14 protein-coding genes and 1 pseudogene are annotated in these 15,992 nt (G+C 58.4%); 11 read left to right on the forward strand and 4 right to left on the reverse strand.

Going from position 1 to position 15,992, the window contains the following annotated elements:
- The first annotated feature begins 95 nt into the window (after window positions 1-95).
- The 6 genes from AC1D1N_RS08020 (at window position 96) to AC1D1N_RS08045 (ending at window position 5,683) form a co-directional block, all read left to right on the forward strand.
- Window positions 96-722 carry a VOC family protein gene (locus tag AC1D1N_RS08020; RefSeq protein WP_477347725.1) on the forward strand — a complete coding sequence of 209 codons (627 nt, stop codon included), beginning with the start codon at window positions 96-98 and terminating at the stop codon, window positions 720-722.
- A gap of 273 nt (window positions 723-995) precedes the next feature.
- A complete protein-coding gene (locus tag AC1D1N_RS08025) occupies window positions 996-2,321 on the forward strand; it encodes an epoxide hydrolase family protein (protein ID WP_477347727.1) in 1,326 nt (441 codons plus the stop codon).
- A gap of 70 nt (window positions 2,322-2,391) precedes the next feature.
- Window positions 2,392-2,802: a cupin domain-containing protein gene (locus AC1D1N_RS08030; protein WP_477347729.1), complete on the forward strand. Its 411-nt coding sequence runs from the start codon at window positions 2,392-2,394 to the stop codon at window positions 2,800-2,802.
- 40 nt (window positions 2,803-2,842) lie between these two features.
- Window positions 2,843-3,958 (forward strand): redoxin family protein, encoded by a 1,116-nt coding sequence (locus tag AC1D1N_RS08035; protein ID WP_477347731.1) that lies wholly within the window; start codon window positions 2,843-2,845, stop codon window positions 3,956-3,958.
- A gap of 137 nt (window positions 3,959-4,095) precedes the next feature.
- On the forward strand, window positions 4,096-5,118 hold the full coding sequence (locus AC1D1N_RS08040) for a nitrilase-related carbon-nitrogen hydrolase (protein ID WP_477347733.1): 1,023 nt from the start codon (window positions 4,096-4,098) through the stop codon (window positions 5,116-5,118).
- Between the two features lie 298 nt (window positions 5,119-5,416).
- Window positions 5,417-5,683 carry a DUF302 domain-containing protein gene (locus tag AC1D1N_RS08045; protein ID WP_477347735.1) on the forward strand — a complete coding sequence of 89 codons (267 nt, stop codon included), beginning with the start codon at window positions 5,417-5,419 and terminating at the stop codon, window positions 5,681-5,683.
- A 71-nt stretch (window positions 5,684-5,754) separates the two neighbouring features.
- On the opposite strand, the gene AC1D1N_RS08050 is transcribed toward AC1D1N_RS08045, so the two are convergent.
- The gene (locus tag AC1D1N_RS08050) at window positions 5,755-6,810 is read right to left on the reverse strand and encodes an alpha/beta fold hydrolase (protein WP_477347737.1); all 1,056 of its coding nucleotides are present in this window, start codon (window positions 6,808-6,810) and stop codon (window positions 5,755-5,757) included.
- Window positions 6,811-7,334: 524 nt separating this feature from the next.
- Here AC1D1N_RS08050 and AC1D1N_RS08055 point away from each other — a divergent pair.
- From AC1D1N_RS08055 to AC1D1N_RS08070, 4 genes and pseudogenes are all read left to right on the forward strand, one after another.
- A complete protein-coding gene (locus AC1D1N_RS08055) occupies window positions 7,335-7,742 on the forward strand; it encodes a response regulator (RefSeq protein ID WP_477347739.1) in 408 nt (135 codons plus the stop codon).
- A 389-nt stretch (window positions 7,743-8,131) separates the two neighbouring features.
- Window positions 8,132-8,808 (forward strand): annotated as a pseudogene (locus tag AC1D1N_RS08060) (type 1 glutamine amidotransferase domain-containing protein).
- Window positions 8,809-9,049: 241 nt separating this feature from the next.
- Window positions 9,050-9,709, forward strand: a complete 660-nt coding sequence (locus tag AC1D1N_RS08065; protein ID WP_477347741.1) for a response regulator transcription factor — start codon at window positions 9,050-9,052, stop codon at window positions 9,707-9,709.
- Window positions 9,710-10,117: 408 nt separating this feature from the next.
- Window positions 10,118-10,372: a hypothetical protein gene (locus AC1D1N_RS08070; RefSeq protein ID WP_477347743.1), complete on the forward strand. Its 255-nt coding sequence runs from the start codon at window positions 10,118-10,120 to the stop codon at window positions 10,370-10,372.
- Between the two features lie 19 nt (window positions 10,373-10,391).
- On the opposite strand, the gene AC1D1N_RS08075 is transcribed toward AC1D1N_RS08070, so the two are convergent.
- Window positions 10,392-11,546, reverse strand: coding sequence for a sugar ABC transporter substrate-binding protein (locus AC1D1N_RS08075; RefSeq protein WP_477347745.1), 1,155 nt, complete (start codon window positions 11,544-11,546; stop codon window positions 10,392-10,394).
- Between the two features lie 92 nt (window positions 11,547-11,638).
- On the reverse strand, window positions 11,639-12,994 hold the full coding sequence (locus AC1D1N_RS08080) for a sensor histidine kinase (RefSeq protein WP_477347747.1): 1,356 nt from the start codon (window positions 12,992-12,994) through the stop codon (window positions 11,639-11,641).
- Window positions 12,995-13,555: 561 nt separating this feature from the next.
- Here AC1D1N_RS08080 and AC1D1N_RS08085 point away from each other — a divergent pair.
- Entirely contained in the window at window positions 13,556-14,125 is a 570-nt protein-coding gene (locus tag AC1D1N_RS08085) for a recombinase family protein (protein WP_477347749.1), read from the forward strand.
- A gap of 276 nt (window positions 14,126-14,401) precedes the next feature.
- Here AC1D1N_RS08085 and AC1D1N_RS08090 read toward each other — a convergent pair whose 3' ends face one another.
- Window positions 14,402-15,724, reverse strand: a complete 1,323-nt coding sequence (locus AC1D1N_RS08090) for an adenylate/guanylate cyclase domain-containing protein (RefSeq protein ID WP_477348834.1) — start codon at window positions 15,722-15,724, stop codon at window positions 14,402-14,404.
- Window positions 15,725-15,992 lie beyond the last annotated feature (268 nt).

Raw genomic sequence — 15,992 nt, forward strand, 5'->3', positions numbered from 1 at the left:
ACCTTCGTGCAATTGTTTTCCGCCCGATGTCGGCCAAAATTTGGTCCGGGCATCTGAACTGTCACGGATGCAGCCACGCAACAAAGGAGATCAAGATGAACGTCATCCTGGCGAGCGGCGAAGCCGCGACCAAAATCCCGAAAGCGCGAGGGGTCGACATGAAGCTTGAGGTGGCCGTCATCCCGGTTGCCGATATCGATCGCGCCAAAAGCTTTTACAGCGACTTGGGTTGGCGTGTGGATGCTGACTTTGTCCGGGGTGACGGCTCTCGGGCCGTTCAGCTCACACCTCCAGGCTCGCCGTCTTCAATACACCTCGGTGAAAAGCCGGTGCTTTTTCTGGTCGTATCCGACATCGAGGCTGCTCGCGCCGAGCTCGCCGGACATGGGGTCGAGATCACCGATGTTTTCCATCGAGGCAACACGGGCCCGATCGATGGCCCGGCTCCGAACCGGGCAAGCTACGGTTCGCTCGCGTCGTTCAGCGATCCCGACGGCAACCGGTGGCTACTCCAGGAGGTCACCACTCGACTGCCAGGGCGCGTCGATACGAATGTGACAAGCTTCACGTCGCCGGCCGAGCTTGCGGCTGCCATGCATCGTGCGGCAGTCGCGCATGGCGAGCACGAGAAGCGAAATGGCGGCGAGCGCGACGAGAACTGGCCCGCCTGGTACAGCGAATACATAGTCGCCGAGCAAGCAGGCAAACCGCTCCCACTATGAGCACCGGCGTGGACGTCGGCGGCCCAAGGTTGCTACCGACGTCCTGTTCTGCGCGACGTTGCCGGTGCTGAAGGCCGTGGACGCAGCGGTCGCGGTCTCTAGATTTTCCGCTGGCCATCGCACAAGGCCAGCGTCCCCGATGCCGGTCGGCGGCCTTGCCGGTTCCCTCCTCCACCGCGCGAGATGATCTCGATCGGCATCGGTTCTCTTTTCGCTCACAGCACGTTCTCGACGGCCTTTCCAGGAAACATAACGACACCAGAGGAATGGACAATGGACAAGAGACAAGCTTCAGAAGGTATCAACCAGGATCGGCGTCGACTTCTAGCCGCAGTCACGACGGGCGTCGTGGCTGCTGGTGCGGCAATCCTTCTGCCATCGCCGCTGCGTGCTGCGGCGTCCAACGACGCCATCCATCCCTTCCACATTCATGTCCCAGAAGAGGAACTGGTCGATCTTCGCCGGCGACTCGCTGCCACGCGGTGGCCCGATAAGGAGACCGTGACCGACCAGTCGCAGGGTGCTCAGTTGGCCAAGCTGCGGAGATTGGTCCACTACTGGGGCACCGACTACGACTGGCGCAAGGTCGAGACGACGCTGAATGCATTGCCGCAGTTCATCACCAGTATCGATGGAACCGATATTCACTTCATTCATGTGCGTTCGCGTCACAAGAATGCGCTTCCCCTGATCGTCTCGCACGGCTGGCCTGGATCCATAATCGAGCAGCTCAAGATCATCGGTCCACTCACGGATCCGACTGCGCATGGAGGCCGCGCCGACGAAGCGTTCGACCTCGTCATCCCCTCATTGCCGGGTTTTGGCTTCTCGGGCAGACCGACCGGTATCGGGTGGGACCCCAACCATATCGCGCGAGCATGGGCGGAGCTGATGAAACGGCTCGGCTACGCAAACTACGTCGCCCAGGGCGGCGATTGGGGCAGTGCTATCTGCAACGCGATGGCGCACCAGGCGGCACCGGGATTGCGCGGCATCCACATCAACCTCCCTGCAACGGTGCCGCCGGAAGCTGCCGCGGCCATCGCCGGGGCGCCGTTGCCCGCTGGCGTTTCGGGAGAGGAACGCGCGGTCATCGAAACGCTCATGATGTCGGGAAAGAACGGCAACCTGGCGTATTTCACGATGATGTCGGCGCGGCCTCAGACAGTGGGCTACGGCACGACGGATTCTCCAGCCGGCCTCGCGGCGTGGATACTCGTGCATCCTGGCTTCGCGCACTGGTCCTACGGCGCTGATCCTAGTAACTCGCCGACGAAAGACGACGTTCTGGACAACATCACGCTCTACTGGCTGACCAATACCGCAGCCTCGTCCGCGCGGTTGTATTGGGAGAACCCCGCCCATGGGAGCATAATCTTCGCGGCCGCGCAAAAGACGTCCGAGATATCTCTACCGGTCGCCATCACCGTGTTTCCCGAGGACGTCTACAAGCCGCCAAAGACATGGGCGCGCCGTGCCTACCCCAACCTGACCTATTTCCACCAGGTCGACCGGGGCGGACACTTTGCAGCGTGGGAGCAGCCAGAGCTGTTCAGCGCCGAGCTCCGCGCGGCATTCCGCGCCTTCCGGCAGGCCTGACTATCTCGCCACACCTCACCCGGCCAAACATGCGGCCGGATCACCCATCACAAATCTGTAGGAGGCCGGCATGAAGGCAAGGCAGATTGATGCGATCATATTGATCGCCGGAAGCGGTATCGTATTCAACCCAAGCTGGGCGCAACAGACGGAACAGATGCCAGGGATAAAGCGTACGGATCTGCAGAAACATGATCTCAGCATCCCGGGCCAGGAGGCCGTCCAGACACGCGTGGACTTCGCGCCCGGAGCGGCTTTTCCCATGCACAGGCATCCCGGTGAAGAGATCGTCTATGTCCTCGAAGGATCGATAGAATACGAGGTCGAGGGCCAACCGCCGCAAATCATCAATGCCGGCGGCGTGCTGTTTGTACCCGCCATGGTGCCCCATGCTGCGAAGAATGTCGGCACGGTCAACGCGGCTGAAGTCGGAACCTATGTCGTCGAGAAAGGCAAGCCGCTCGTCGAATTGGTGAAGTGAGATTCGGAGGTCACCGTCAGACCACGGAAGGAGTTTCCGCATGAAGACGAACCAATTGTTGGCCTCGTTCCTGTTCATCACCGTGATCGGCCTGCCGAACGGCAGCTTTGGAGCAGAAGCCAAGGAGCTATCGATGACATACAAAGGATCGCAAGGTTCATACGTCCATGCCTCGATTCTCGGCTGGCTTGCCGGCCAATCGGAGTTGTCGTCTATTGACCGAGCCAACGAGTGGCTCAATTCGGCGCCACTGACGCCAGAAGCGCTTCGCGGGAAAGTCGTCCTTGTCAGTTTCTGGACCTACACCTGCATCAACTGGATGCGCGTGCAGCCCTACCTTCGCGCCTGGGCGGAAAAGTACAAGGGCCAAGGCCTGGTCGTGATAGGCGTCCACTCGCCGGAATTCCGATTTGAGAAGAACATCGATAACGTCCGCCGCGAGGTGAAAGCGCTTGGCGTCGACTATCCTGTCGCCGTTGACAGCGAGGGAGCGATCTGGAGCGGGTTCAACAACAATTATTGGCCGGCGTTTTATTTCATCGATGCGCAGGGAAGGGTCCGCGATCAACATTTCGGCGAGGGTTCTTACGAACAGTCCGAGACGATCATTCAGCGGTTGCTGGTAGAGGCCGGAGCCAAGGGCGTAACCAGCGATCTGGTGTCGGTTGATGCACAGGGCCTCGAAGCGGCTGCCGACAAAGCCAATCTGAAATCTCCGGAGAACTATGTCGGCTACAAACGTACCCAAGGCTTTGCGTCCCTGGGCGGCGCAATTCGCAACAAGCCGCATCTCTATGAAGCGCCGGCACAGTTGCACCTGAACGAATGGGCGCTGTCGGGCGACTGGACAATGGGAAGCGACGGCGTCTCGGTAAAAAAGGCCGATGGCCGCATCACTTATAGATTCCACGCCCGCGATCTTCATCTTGTCATGGGGCCGGCATCGCCAGGAACGTCCGTGAAATTCCGCGTCCTGATCGATGGTAAGCCACCAGGCGGATCTCACGGACTGGACGTTGACGAACAGGGCAACGGCACAGTGAGCGAACAACGTCTGTTCCAGTTGATCCGGCAACAAGGGCCAATCGTAGATCGCCAATTCCAGATCGAATTTCTGACCCCTGGCGTCGAGGTTTTCTGCTTCACGTTTGGCTGATTCAGAGAGACCGAGCTGCTCGCCCCGGTCGCGACGTCGTTGATCGAGCCGAGCAGAACGAGCCCTGCTCGAATGCTGCTGCGCGGCAGCTTCGAATTTGTCTTCAACTCCTCAATGCTATCAGGAAAGGGAATATTGTGAGCACCACTGTCAAAGCCGCTGCCGTGCAGATCAGCCCAGTGCTGTACAGCCGGGATGGCACGATCGAAAAGGTCGTCAGGAAGATCCGCGAGTTAGGCGAACAGGGCGTTCAGTTCGCTACCTTCCCTGAGACGATCGTGCCCTACTACCCGTATTTTTCGTTTATCCAGGCGCCTGTGCAGAACATCACGGGATCCGAGCAGCAGAAACTGCTCGATCAGGCCGTGACAGTGCCGTCTCCGGCCGTCGATGCCATCGCCGAAGCTGCTCGGGCGGCAGGGATCGTCGTCTCGATCGGCGTCAACGAACGCGACGGTGGAAGCGTCTACAACACACAACTTCTGTTCGATGCCGACGGCAAATTGATCCAGCGACGCCGCAAGATTTCGCCGACCTATCATGAGCGCATGATCTGGGGCCAGGGCGACGGCTCGGGGTTGCGCGCCGTCGACAGCGCCGTCGGCCGTATCGGACAGCTTGCTTGCTGGGAGCATTACAACCCGTTGGCACGCTATGCGATGATGGCGGATGGCGAGCAGATTCACTCGGCGATGTATCCAGGTTCCATTTTCGGCGAGCTGTTTTCCGAGCAAACGCAAGTCAACATCCGGCAGCATGCGTTAGAGTCGGCTTGCTTCGTGGTCTGCGCTACCGCCTGGCTCGATGCTGATCAGCATGCCCAGATCGTCAAGGACACCGGGGGCAGCATCGGTGCGATCTCTGGCGGCTGTTTCACGGCAATCGTGGCACCTGACGGAAGTCTGCTCGCAGAACCAATCCGATCAGGCGAAGGAGCGGTTATCGCGGATCTCGACTTCATGCTGATCGACAAGCGGAAGCGGCTGATGGATTCGCGCGGCCATTACAGCAGGCCGGAGCTGTTCAGCCTACTGATCGATCGCACGACCACCGCCCACGTTCATCAGCGCGCTTCCCATCATGTGCCGGACGCTGAGCAAATGTTGAGGTCTGTAGAGGACGACGATCAAAGACGTCTGCTGAAGCCGGCTGCCGAGTGATCGCGCAATTGTCACGGACAAGCGCGCGCACGGCAGCAATGGAATATTCCCTTCCGGAGAGCAACTTGCCCCAAGCGACCTCGCAAACTCTCACTTCACAGATGATCGTGGTTGAGCATGTGCAGATCTCGTCAAACAGATCGTTCGAAGAGGTGCGAGAGAAACTGGAGAGCATGCTGCCGACGCTCGACCCAGGCATCATTGCAGCGCTGCGCAGCGGTGATCAGAAATACGTCACGGACTACGAAGAGAATGGACCAAAGTTGTCGATTTCGACTGCCGCGACCACGGCGCGTTGTTGCAGATCGAAGGCCGAAAACGCAATGCCGTGCAGTATGAGATCGGCAATCCCGTTACCGCTTCCAAGATGACCCGTCACAAGGTTTCCGCTGCCCTCTACGCGCCACTGCGCGTGGTTCTGCTCGAGGACGAACGGGGCGGGAGCGTTTTTGAATATGACAGGCCATCAACCTTGTTTGGCCAGTATGGCGACAAGCGCGTGACCGACGTCGGGCGTTATCTCGATGCCACCCTCAATGCTGTTTTACGCAAGGCTGCCGAATAGAACCAGTCGCCGGGTTAGGCGCTGGCCGTCCAGCCCATCTGACTATCGGTTCCACATTCTCCGACGCGGTATCAACTGCTCGCGACATCCATGATTGCCTGGGCGAAAGCCTCAGGGGCTTCTTGCGGCAAGTTGTGCCCAATCCCGCCACCGACGACGCGGTGTGAATATTTGTTCGAGAACATTTTGGCGTAGGCGCTTGCCTCGGGATGGGGAGCCCCATTGGCGTCTCCTTCGAGGGTGATCGTCGGCACATCGATGAGGGGTGCCTGGGCAAGCCGCTTCTCGAATTCGTCATACTGCGGCTCACCCTCGCAGAGGCCGAGCCGCCAGCGGTAATTGTGCATCACTATGTCAACATGATCCGGATTGTCGAACGCATTTGCGCTGCGTTCAAAGATGGCGTCGTCAAAGCGCCATTTCGGCGATGCCGTCTGCCAGATCAGCCTGGCGAACTCGCGCGTGTTCTTCTCGTAGCCGGCGCGACCCCGTTCGGTGGCGAAGTAAAATTGATACCACCACTGCAACTCGGCCTTCGGCGGTAGCGGCTGCTTGCCCAGTTGCTGGTTTCCGATCAGGTAGCCGCTCACCGACACCATGGCCTTGCAACGCTCCGGCCACAGCGCAGCAACAATGTTTGCCGTGCGGGCGCCCCAGTCGCAGCCTCCGAACGTGGCACTTTCAATCTTCAAAGCATCCATCAGGGCGATGACGTCGACGGCGAACGCCGATTGTTGACCATTGCGCTCCGCCTTCTCAGAGAGCAAGCGGGTCGTGCCGTAGCCCCGCTGATAAGGAACGATCACTCGATGTCCCTTCGCTGCCAGCAACGGAGCGACATCGGCATAGGTGTGGATGTCGTATGGCCAGCCATGAAGCAGAACGACGGGCGCGCCATCGGCCGGTCCGAGTCCGGCATATCCAACATTCAGTTGCCCAGCGTCGATCTGGCTTAGCGGGCCGAACGATTTCGGCGAAGCCGGCTTGGCCTTCGCTGTCTCGCCGGACGCCGCATTCGCTTGCGTGTCTTGGCCAAGCTCCAAGGCGGCGAGTGTGATTGCGGCGAGGCCGATGAGACTGCGGCGAGGGTGGTTGATTGTCTCGGAAGGGTCCATCCAGGTCATCATCAAACTCATCCTTTAATTGCAGCACGAAGGGCAGCGCGGTTCAGCGCCATGACGTCGAGGTTCTTCTCCAAAGGGTCAGCGCGACGCCCACGAACAGCTCCCACGGCGCCGGCGTTCCGCGGGACGATCCGTGGACCAACCGAGCAGCGCCGGCAGCAGACGAAGCAGCTAGAAAGAACTCGATCATGACGCCTTCAAATCCGCCCCATCCATTCAGGATGTGGAGGACACATTGTCCGACCTGAGCCGCAAATCCATTACACCAAGGTGTCGCCAATACCTTCGGATTGGCGGCCTTGTTGTTCGCGCATCGTGCGATGGACACTTCAGCGCGTGCAAAAGAGAAAACCGACACCAAGGCACAATAGGAATCTAGCGACAACCGATGAACAATGACTGTAAGCGGACGCAGGCGGAAAATAGTAAGAAAATAGTAACAAGTGAAAATGGCAATAAGTGAAAAGCACGCGTGATGGACGCGGGGAGCAACCGCTCCGTCCGAAAGAAAGTGCAGCGAACAATTCATGAAACTTACCAGTAGACTCGTGGCCATCGTCGACGACGACGAATCTGTGCGTGAGTCCCTCCCCGACCTGCTCAAGGAGTTGGGATTTAGCGTGGCGGTATTCGGTTCCTCCCACGAATTTTTGGCTAGTAATATTTTGCAAGATGCCAGGCTGTTAATTCTCGACGTCACGATGCCCGGCCTGACTGGTCCCGATTTGTATCGCGAACTGAAGCGCCGAGGTGTCCCAACTCCGGTAATTTTCATTACTGGGCAAAAAGATGAAGCGTTGCGGTCGCGGCTTATGGACGATGGCGCGGTAGCGTGCCTGTTCAAGCCGTTTAGCGACGCGTCCTTGCAGGACGCGCTCCGTTTGGCGGTGCGCGGGCTGGATCAGCCGGATGATTGTCAAAGCCCACGGCAATAAGGTGGATCAGTTTGCCACAAACTCAGATCGCCAGGACTCTTAGGCATACTTCGCTCGTCGGGTTGCCTTCAAGGCAACGTTCCGGACCCTACGGATGGCCTGAGCTCTACAAAATCGAACCACTCCAAAAGTATAGACGACACCATCGTACAATCGATTTGTTCGCATCTTACCTCCATATCTCCGACCTCCAAGCGAACTGGATCGTTGGTGGCAATTAGGGTCATTGCTTTGGGCAGCGACAAAAAGGTTGTGGTTATTATGGGCGGAAGTGGAAACCGAAAATTGGGATGGGCGGCATGCCCACGCTCGAACGGCGAAAAATGGAAGCTCTCATGAACCAGCCGCCAAGCGGCGAGTAGCCCTAAACAGCAAAATGGAGATTATCGATGAACATCCTGATGGTTTTGACTTCGCACGACAGGCTCGGGGATACGGGCAAGCCGACCGGGTTTTGGCTGGAGGAGTTCACAGCACCCTACTATGTGTTCAAGGACGCCGGCGCGGAGGTCACGTTGGCGTCGCCCAAGGGCGGCCATCCCCCGATTGATCCCAAGAGCGACGATCCGGGCAGCCAGACTGAGGCGATGACCCGTTTCAAAAATGATCGCGCAGCTCAGGCGCTCCTGGCGAACACCGAAATGCTTCGCGATATGAAGGCCGGCGGCTTCGATGCAGTCTTTTATCCTGGTGGTCATGGTCCCATGTGGGATTTGGTCGACGACAGGAACTCGATCGCGCTGATCGAGGATTTCTACAACGCAGGCAAGCCTGTCGCAGCCGTCTGCCACGCGCCGGCGGTGCTGCTCAAAGTAACCCATCAGGGGCAGCCGATCGTCAGGGGCAAGCGCGTCACCGGCTTTACCAACACCGAGGAAGAAGCCGTCCAGCTGACGAACGTCGTGCCGTTCCTTCTCGAAGACGAATTAAAGCGCCTGGGCTGCCGTTATGAGAAAAAAACGATTGGGCCGATTTCACGGTTGTCGACGGTCGCCTGATCACTGGCCAGAACCCCTCATCGTCCGGCTCTGCCGCGGTTGATTTGCTTGGAGTTCTGCAGCTTTAGATAGCGTTCGCAACAGCTTTTGCCTCCCAAGCTCCGCGATGGGTGTGTTGCCAACATTGACGTTTGGCCGCAGATGCATGATCTTCAGCTCGCAATCGTGTGATAGGCCTCGCAGAGGACCCGGCGGTAAAGAGAGCTGCCTATCAATCCACTAGACCGCCGCGCAGGGCGCGCTCGGTTTAGCGCCTCACGAGCTTGAACGTCTCATCCTGTCGTCGTCACCTGGAGGGGTAGTTTTTCGATGGTTACGGGTTTTTCAACAGGCCAGGGCAGCGGCCTGGCGGCATCTGTCCCGACGCCTGTCGTGTTCGTCGTGGATGATGACATTTCCGTCCGTGAATCTCTTGAACTACTCATACGCTCCGCAGGCTGGCTGCCACAGCTGTTCGACTCGGCGGAGCGGTTCCTGTCTCATGCTCGTCCGTCGGTTCCAAACTGCATGATTCTGGACGTCAATCTTCCAGATCTCAATGGGCTCGATTTGCAAGAGTTGATCGCTGTCGAGCGCACCGACATGCCAATCATATTCATAACCGGCTACGGTGATGTGCCGATGACCGTCAAGGCGATGAAGGCTGGTGCCGTCGAGTTTCTGACCAAACCATTCAGCGATGACGTGGTAATACCGGCTATCGAAACGGCGCTCGAACGAAGCAAGGCCATACTTGTTCGCGACGCAGAGATGCGCTTGCTCAAGGACCGACACGCATCTCTCAGCCGACGCGAGCGGGAAGTCATGGCATTGGTCGCGTCCGGCCTGCTGAACAAGCAGGTCGGCTTCGAGCTGGGCATTAGCGAGATCACCGTCAAGGCGCACCGCGGTCAAGTGATGCGAAAGATGGAAGCCCGCTCGCTGCCCGATCTGCTCAGCATGGCCGCGAAACTCGGCCTGTCGCAGTAGGACCTTTAAAAGAAGTACAAGCCGACGGCGTCCGTGCGGTTTTTGCGCAGGGGTCAACGATTCTGCATGACCAACTGACAAAGCAAGCTCGTGAGCTGGGCAGTCGAGGTTGTGCGATTTGACATTTGGATCATCGTGGTCGAAAATGAACCCCCCTTTGAGCGCCAACTCCATCGATAGCGCCAAAAGCATCAGTTCAACACCGACTTGTTCGCGTTCGCTCGGATCTGCAAGCTCTCTGAATTCTGGGCCTGGAAAGCTCTGTGTTTTTCGAAGAATCGCCTTTGCGGCTTCCCCTATCCGAATGGCCGTCGATAGCCGTGCACTCATTCGAGGTCCATTGGATTGATGTAGACTGGCTCAGGAACCCAAGCCGAGACCTTGCAAGAATTTATGGCTTGGAGCCAAGTGCCGCGGATTTACTATATCATTCGGACGAACTCGCTGGGCTATGTCAACTCGTCTGAACTCAATGCGGGCGTCGGGCTGCTGCGCAGTCCGTCCGCTTTCAGGAATTCCTTTAAAGTGGATGTACGGCTGGAACGAGGCGCAGAGCTGCTCTTCGCAGCGCGGGGCGGCCTTGATTCGCCGCAAACGCGTTTCGACGTTGGCCCTCATGTCGAAATTGATGCCCGGATCCGGCTCAAGAACAATGGACATTGAAAAACAGCGCACGATGCCGCTACTTCTGCTCTGACGACCAAGGGAAATTTATATATCGGTCGCGGCTGTCATAACAGATGTTTCCATACATCTTGAGGTACGCATCACGGCGCGGCGCGTCGGCATACACCGAGGCTGGGTCCAGCAGATCGGCCTCGTACTGCGTGAGGTTGGCACTTGTGAGGGCGATAGGGAGGATGTCCATCGCCTGCGGAATGCTTTTTCCCTCGAGCCAGTCGGCCGCAAACTGCCCCATGGCATAGCCGAAAACGGGTGAGGACAAGGCGATACTCGCCTTGTAAGGACTGTCTCCTTTTCTGATTTCTGCGACGGCTGCCGGCTCGCCATCAATGCCGCCGAGAAACTGGTCAGGCCGGTCTTTGCCTGCCGCGCGCAACGCATCCAGCGCGCCCAGCACGACCGCATCCGCACCGAGCACGACGTCGACATCCGGGTTGGCGAGTAGGATGGTTTTCATGGTGGCGGCGCCCCCCTCCTCGGTAACCGGCTTGGGTGCGATGTCGGCTACGATGGTCACGCCAGGCATCGCATTGAGGCCATCGCGCATTGCGGCGAACCGGGGCGCCAGAAACTCCATCGAGTCCTGGGTCAGCAGCACGACCTTAGCCTTCCCGCCCAGCCTGGTGTTGATATGCTCGATAGCCGCGTCGGTCAGCACCTTGCCCGTCCGATATTGTGGCGCATTGAGCAGCAGGGTTGCCGGTGGAGGCACGATCGTGCCGACAAACGCACCCGACCAGATGGCGTGCTGAAGAGCCGGACTGAAAGCCACTGGATCCGAAGAGGTGGCAACCATGGCACCAACCTTCGCCGCGACGAAAGACTGCACCTCGGCTATCGCCTTGCCGACATCGTTTTCCGCCAGAACTCTTCGATACTCCAGGTCGCGATTTTTTGCGGCCATCGACATACCATGGTCGACCCCCTCCAGAAAATCGCGATCGTTTTCCTGCACGTAGGCCAACACTTTTGTGAGACCAACCGGAGCGCTGCAGGACGGCGCAAGGGGATCGAAGGCGGGGAAGACCGTCCGCTGCGTTATGCCCTGCGCGCCTTCCTGGGCACTCGCGACGGTGAGCCCGCCCATCGCGGAAATTGAAAGCAACGCTATCCTGATCAGCCGTCGACCGACAATCTTCTTGCGATCAAACATTTTTGTCTCCCGTCGACGTAACCTTCTGGCTGTGAACACGCCAACGCTGGTGATGCCGATGCAGTCATTTCACCTTGCGGCGGGCCGGTCTACTATTCAGCAGTAGCGCGGCGGGGTTTTGTCGAAAACACTAAATGGGCGGCCGTCCCAGGTTGCAGATTCCGGTAGTCGAGTTTGGCGCCGAGGCTGATGCACATGGCATTGATGATTCTGCTGCCAACGCCGGTCCCTTTTGCCGGCGCGCCGTCGGCCTTACCGACACCATCGTCTTCGACCACCAACTCCGCCTTTTCATCTGGCAGTTTGCCGAGCCGGACGCGAATTTCTCCGACACCATCCGGATAGGCATACTTGAACGCGTTGGTGACCAGTTCGGTAACCACAACGCCGAGGTTGATGCTGGTGTCCGTTTCGAGGTCGATTGGCTCGACGATGTAAGACAGACTGACACCGTGAACCTGGCTGCGCATCGACGTACGCAGATGATCGAGCAGCCCGGTCAGATATTCGTCCAGGTCGACTGAGCGAACGTCGGACGAGCCATACAACCGCCTGTGCACCAGCGAGATCGCAAAGATTCGATCCTGGGTTTCGGCGAGCGCATCTTTGGACGCGCTATCGCCGACAGCCTTCGCCTGCAGTTTCACGAGAGACGAGACGAGAGCCAGGCTGTTGGCAACCCGATGATTGACCTCTGACAAAAGTACCTCGGCCCGATCGCGCGCCTTCGCGAGGTCTTCGGTGCGGGTGGCGACACGTTGCTCCAGCTTGTTATTGAGCGCATTCACCTCGTCGCGGGTATCACGAAGCTCTCTGGTGTAGCGAGCGGCACCATAGGCAGCTGCGCCAACCACGGCGACGATGACAAATCCGCCAATTGCCGAAACAAGGCGCAGCCATCCGCTGTTGGCACGTTGTTCAGCTACATCGGACGTAAGCCGGTCATCGGCTTGTACAATGATCCCCGAAAAGAAAACATTGGCTTCGTCGGTCAAAGCCTTGCCCCTGTTCGTGCGGAATATGGCCAGTATCTCGGCGTCGCGTTGATCCCGTTTGAGAGCGATCGTCTGGTCCAGCTCATCAAACTTGGTGGCCAAGATTGCTGATAGCGTTTCCAGTGTGGATCCTGAATTGGGATATGATGTCAGCAAGGTCTGCAGCGCTTGCAGGTGGCGCTGCGCCTGTGCCTTCGCGGTTTGATAGGGACCCAGATATATCTCGTTCCCGGTGATGACAAAGCCGCGCTCACTTGCCTCCGCCGTCTGCATTGCATTTCTCAACTCAACAGCAGCGACTCGAGTGTCGCGAGCTTCAATCACATTGTCAAAATAGGATTGAGCCCTCTGACCCAGCCAGAAGTTGGTGGCGACAATGGCCATAAGCGCCGCAAACCCTATCAGAAGGGACGCGGACGTGAATCGGACGAGGTTGCGGTTGAAGAATTGCATCGGGGCATCCCTGCCCGATTTTGAGCGCGCGCGCCATCATGTAGCGATAGCTAATTTGACTTCATTTCACCAGACATCGCCGTGCGCATGATCGTAAGCGCCAATTGCAGCCGCGAACGTTTCACAAGCAATGAACTGGGCGTGTGAGTTCTCCGAGAAAACGTCACGTTGATAACGTGTTGCGCTACTGAGCCTTTGATTTGCGTCAAACCGAGTGGCGGGACTGGATCTATCGCGCACTCGTGGCAGGATTGAACATGCAGTTCCACTTTCCTTTTCATGCGGCGAAAAAGGTGCAGCCTTGCCTGCTTGCTCGGAGGGTTTTGGATACGCTTGGGATCTACTCAACGACCGAGATGAGGCAAAGCTGGCGTTCAAAGGGTCCAAAGGTAATCAGAACGCCCTTAGCCGATAAGCGACGTCCCCATGTCCAGCAATCGACCGTTTTCTGGCCATATCGCTTCTGCGAGATATCAGGCCAAATCACATGGCCATTTTTGTGCGGAAAATATGTCTGCATTTCTATTGTATGGAAAACGATATCTCGTTAGAATACCGGACATGTTGATAGGTTACGCTCGAGTCTCAACTCTTGATCAGAATCTGGACCTGCAACGCGACGCGTTGACCAAGGCCGGCTGCACCAAAATCTTCGAGGAAAAGAAGTCAGGGCGAACTGGCACTAAGCGTCCGGAGTTTGACGCTGCCCTCTCCTATCTTCGGCCTGATGATGTCCTCGTGGTCTGGAAACTCGATCGACTTGGCCGCTCCTTAGTAGAGATGATGCGAACGATTGATAACTTGCGTCGCGATGGCATCAAGTTCCAAAGCCTGACCGAACACTTCGATAGTGAGACAGCGCACGGCCGATTTGCGCTGCAGATCCACGCAGCGGTCGCGGAGTACTTTTTGGACCTCAATCGCGAGCGGACGATGGAAGGGCTCAAAGCGGCTCTAGCCCGCGGTCGGAACGGCGGTCGCCCGAAAAAGCTCAGCGAAGCCGATATCCAGGTGGGTAGCGATTTATTGAAGGCCGGCAACTTGTCAGTTGCGGAGATCGCCAAAAGACTAGGCGTCGCGCGGACGACCTTCTATTCGCAATTCCCTGCTGCTCGATCACGTTCGCAATGACGATCGAATAATATCGCTTCGGTCCTGACGGTTGGTAAGCGACACAGTCCTTGGGCGACAGGAACATTGTCAAATTCGCCGGACCGCATTGAGGCGCGAAACGGCCATGGCTTCTTTGGGGCCGGAAGCCGTCAGTCCGCTTTTGCGGGCGAAGCGCGACAAGCTGCCATCAGAATCTTATAGCCCAGCCTTTCACTTTTCCCTTGCCTCTGACTTCGATAGCACCGCTAGTCTCGAAGACTAATTGGTCCTTGAGCTGTCCGTAGACGGGGCGCGTCACCAGCCTGGCCGCAGCGTAGGAGAGGGCTTTGCGGCGTTACGGTCGTCGTTCCCGTTATCACGCACGGCCCCTGCCCCACGGATTGATGCTTCGACACGTTGGCCAAGCAGCCACCACGTGTGCATGGATCCTTTACCACGCACCTCAACTGTACCGCGCTCCTCAAAGGCGAAACGCTCACCAAGCAGTTCGCGCGTTGTTGGCGCCACCTGGATCTTCCCCGGCTCCCCGGTCGATTCCATGCGCGAGGCGGTATTCACCGCATCGCCCCACACATCGTAGAAAAACTTACGGGAGCCAACGACACCCGCCACCACCGGACCGGAGGCGATGCCGATGCGCACCGGCACCGCGCGGCCCTTCGGATCAGTGAGCCCTGCAAGGGCATCTCGAATGTCGAGCGCAAGCACGGCCAGTCGCTCTGCGTGGTCAGATAGCGGCTCAGGCACGCCGCTGACCACCATATAGGCATCGCCTGTGGTCTTGATCTTTTCGAGCCCGTGTCGTTCGACCAGGCCATCGAGGCGCCTGTAGACGCCATTGAGAAACGCCACCAACTCCTCCGGAATCGTATCGCTGGCGCGCGCGGTGAACCCGGCCATATCGGCGAACAGAATAGACGCAGCCGGATAGGCGTCGGCGATCGTAGTCTCCGGCTGCTCCTTCAGGCGCTTGGCTACCTTCGGCGGGAGTATGTTGGCCAGCAGTCCCTCCGAACGCTGGTACTCGCGCTCCGCTGTCGCCTCGGCCCGTGCGACTTGCCGGAATGCATAGAACATCACGGTAGATAGCAGCACTGTGTTGATGATAGCGCTGGTGACGAAACTGCCCCAAAACTGTACTTCGGGCGAGACGAGCCCGGTGTTTTCCGGCGTGACGACTCTCAGGAGTATGATGAGGCCAGCCGCAATCGCGCCGGCAAGGGCGGCTAGCAAAACATGCTCGGTGCCAATCAATAACATGAAGAGAGCCGCCGCGGTCAGATAGAACATGTAACCGCCGCCACCGGTGCCGATCTGGTAGGCAGACCGGAAGATGGCCCAGTAGCCGAACGCAGTGAAGACCAGAGGCGCAGCCAGGGGGCTGAATCGGTGCAGCAGGGGGAGCGCAGCGAATCCTACCGCAATGCCTGCGTTTGTCAGCCCGCGCGTGAACATCCCGGGCGCCGGGTCGAGCATCCGCAGGATCGCAAAATATCCCGCCTGCGCTGCACAAATCCACGCCGCGATGTTCATGGCCCGCAGCCGGCGCGCGACCTTCTCCGGATAGCCGTCTGTGCCGAACCTTATGTTCGGAAGATATCGCAAATAAACCCCCACTAACGGGCCATCAGGATCAGGCCGACCAATCCGGGTGTCAAGCTGGGCACGGGGAACGCACCCAGCACGCTGGATCTGAAGTCTGCTCTCATGCGAGAAGCCGTTTGTAGACACCGCCGAAATCCCGCGCAAAGCCACGTCGTCTTTGGGCCGGAGGCGGTCTGGCAGCTTATGAAGACCGCGAAGCGAATAGGGGACGTTCAAAACCGATAGGGCTAAGGTCCTGGATTGACCCTAGCCGTCTGAAAACGCGGTCCGCTCGCTTGAG

It is taken from the genome of Mesorhizobium sp. P2_B5, from assembly GCF_056404775.1.

Coding starts and splice junctions, on each gene's coding strand:
- AC1D1N_RS08020 (WP_477347725.1), top strand. CDS start 96: ATGAACGTCATCCTGGCGAGCGGCGAAGCCGCGACCAAAATCCCGAAA.
- AC1D1N_RS08085 (WP_477347749.1), top strand. CDS start 13,556: ATGTTGATAGGTTACGCTCGAGTCTCAACTCTTGATCAGAATCTGGAC.
- AC1D1N_RS08080 (WP_477347747.1), bottom strand. CDS start 12,994: ATGCAATTCTTCAACCGCAACCTCGTCCGATTCACGTCCGCGTCCCTT.
- AC1D1N_RS08075 (WP_477347745.1), bottom strand. CDS start 11,546: ATGTTTGATCGCAAGAAGATTGTCGGTCGACGGCTGATCAGGATAGCG.
- AC1D1N_RS08050 (WP_477347737.1), bottom strand. CDS start 6,810: ATGATGACCTGGATGGACCCTTCCGAGACAATCAACCACCCTCGCCGC.
- AC1D1N_RS08035 (WP_477347731.1), top strand. CDS start 2,843: ATGAAGACGAACCAATTGTTGGCCTCGTTCCTGTTCATCACCGTGATC.
- AC1D1N_RS08025 (WP_477347727.1), top strand. CDS start 996: ATGGACAAGAGACAAGCTTCAGAAGGTATCAACCAGGATCGGCGTCGA.
- AC1D1N_RS08030 (WP_477347729.1), top strand. CDS start 2,392: ATGAAGGCAAGGCAGATTGATGCGATCATATTGATCGCCGGAAGCGGT.
- AC1D1N_RS08065 (WP_477347741.1), top strand. CDS start 9,050: ATGGTTACGGGTTTTTCAACAGGCCAGGGCAGCGGCCTGGCGGCATCT.
- AC1D1N_RS08055 (WP_477347739.1), top strand. CDS start 7,335: ATGAAACTTACCAGTAGACTCGTGGCCATCGTCGACGACGACGAATCT.